The 1,831-nt window shown below is 73.0% G+C and carries 2 protein-coding genes; both read left to right on the top strand.

Features of this window, described 5'->3' with window-relative positions; genetic code table 11:
- The coding region (locus tag G3I65_RS54750) for an ABC transporter ATP-binding protein (protein ID WP_160704377.1) at nt 1–658 on the top strand (658 nt) is incomplete at its 5' end.
- A 21-nt stretch (nt 659–679) separates the two neighbouring features.
- Nucleotides 680–1,660 carry an iron-siderophore ABC transporter substrate-binding protein gene (locus G3I65_RS54745; RefSeq protein WP_160704375.1) on the top strand — a complete coding sequence of 327 codons (981 nt, stop codon included), beginning with the start codon at nt 680–682 and terminating at the stop codon, nt 1,658–1,660.
- The last annotated feature ends 171 nt before the right edge of the window (nt 1,661–1,831 follow it).

The following is a 1,831-nucleotide window of genomic DNA, read 5'->3' as shown; positions in this document are numbered from 1 at the left end:
GGCGCGGCTGCACCCGCCGGTCGCCGGCGCGGTCACCTTCACCGACGGCGCGGACCTGCGCGCACTGTCCGGAAAGGACATCGCCAAGCGGATCACCCTGCTGTCGCAGCAGCGGACCGCGCCGGGCGGGGTGTGCGTCCGGGAGCTCGTCGAGTTCGGCAGGCACCCGCACCGGTCCCGCTGGGGCGGCCGCGATCCCGAGGGGCCCGCCGCCGTCGAGCGCGCGCTGGAGCTGACCGGGCTGGCCGCCCTCGCCGACCGGCCGGTGCAGGCCCTCTCCGGCGGGCAGGCGCAGCGGGTGTGGCTCGCGAGCTGCCTGGCCCAGGACACCGCGCTGCTGCTGCTCGACGAACCCACGACCTTCCTCGACCTGCGGTACCAGGTGGAGATCCTCGACGTCGTCCGCGACCTCGCCGACCACCACGGCGTCGGGGTCGGCGTGGTGCTGCACGACCTCGACCAGGCCGCGGCGGTCGCCGACCGGGTGCTCCTGCTGGAGGGCGGCCGGGTCACCGCCGAAGGCACCCCCGCCGACGTCCTGACCGCGGCGAACCTCAGCCGGGCTTACGGCATCCGCGTCGACGTCGCGCGGGATCCCGCGGACGGGCGGATCCACGCCCGCGCGGTCGGCCGCTTCAACGACACCGCGTCGGTCTGACCCCATCGAAACAGGAGAACCATGCGCATCACCCGGATGATCCTCGGCTTGACCGCGGCCGCCACGTTCTTCGTGGCCGGTTGCGGCACCACCGAGGAGCCCGCCAGCGGCGCCGCCGCCAGCACGAGCGCCGCCGGCCCGGTCACGGTCGTCGACTCGCGCGGCAAGGAGGTGAAGCTGCCCCACCCGGCCAAGCGCGTCGCGGCGACCGAGTGGAACGGCGTCGAGCACCTCGTCTCGCTCGGCGTCATGCCGGTCGGCGTGTCCGACATCAAGGGCTACGGCCAGTGGGTCAGCGCGGAGAAGCTCGACGGCACGCCGAAGGACATCGGCACCCGCGGCGAACCGAGCCTCGACACGCTCGGCTCGCTGGGACTGGACCTGGTGATCGTCACCGACAGCGTGACCGAAGGCGCGCTCGAGCAGATCGAGGCGAAGGTCCCGGTCATCGTCATCAACGGCGGCACCGCGAAGGACCCGATCGCCGGGATGTACGCCGGCTTGGACGTGATCGCGAAGGCCACCGGCACCGAAGCCAAGGCCGCGCAGCTGAAGGCCGAGTTCGAGCAGAAGCTGACATCGGCCAAGGCCGAGGTGGAGAAGCTGGGCGCCGCCGGCCAGCAGGTCGCGTTCTCCGACGCCTACGTCACGTCCGGGTCGGTCAGCATCCGGCCGTACACCAAGGGCGCGCTCGTGTCCGCGGTGTTCGGCAGGCTCGGCCTCCAGACCGCGTGGCCGATGGACGGCGACCCGGTCTACGGGCTCGGGCAGGCCGACGTCGAAGGCCTGACCAAGCTGCCCGACGTCCGGTTCTGGTACATGGCCAACAACGCCGACGGCGACCCCTACCGGCAGGAGCTGGCGAACAACGCGATCTGGCAGAACCTCCCGTTCGTCAAGAGCGGCAAGGTGCACCGCTTCCCGGACTCCCTCTGGATGTTCGGCGGGCCCAAGTCCATGGCGCAGTTCGCCGACGCGGCCGTCGCCGCGCTCAAGGGGTGACCACCCTGACCGAGCCCCGCCCGCCCGCGATCCGGCGACGCGGGCGGGCGGCGCTGCTCGCCACCGGGCTCGCGGTCCTGGTCGCGGCGGGTTCGGCCGTGCACCTCACGCAGGGCACGGCGAACGTGCACGCGCTGGACGTGCTGCGGCTGGTGTTCGGCGCCGCGACCG

It is taken from the genome of Amycolatopsis sp. SID8362 (assembly GCF_010550475.1).
Taxonomy (GTDB): Bacteria; Actinomycetota; Actinomycetes; order Mycobacteriales; family Pseudonocardiaceae; genus Amycolatopsis; species Amycolatopsis eburnea.
This window is presented reverse-complemented; position numbering and strand designations above follow the sequence as displayed.

Bases quoted from the DNA above. Each gene is read 5' to 3' on its own strand.
- G3I65_RS54745 (WP_160704375.1), top strand. From the start codon at position 680: ATGCGCATCACCCGGATGATCCTCGGCTTGACCGCGGCCGCCACGTTC.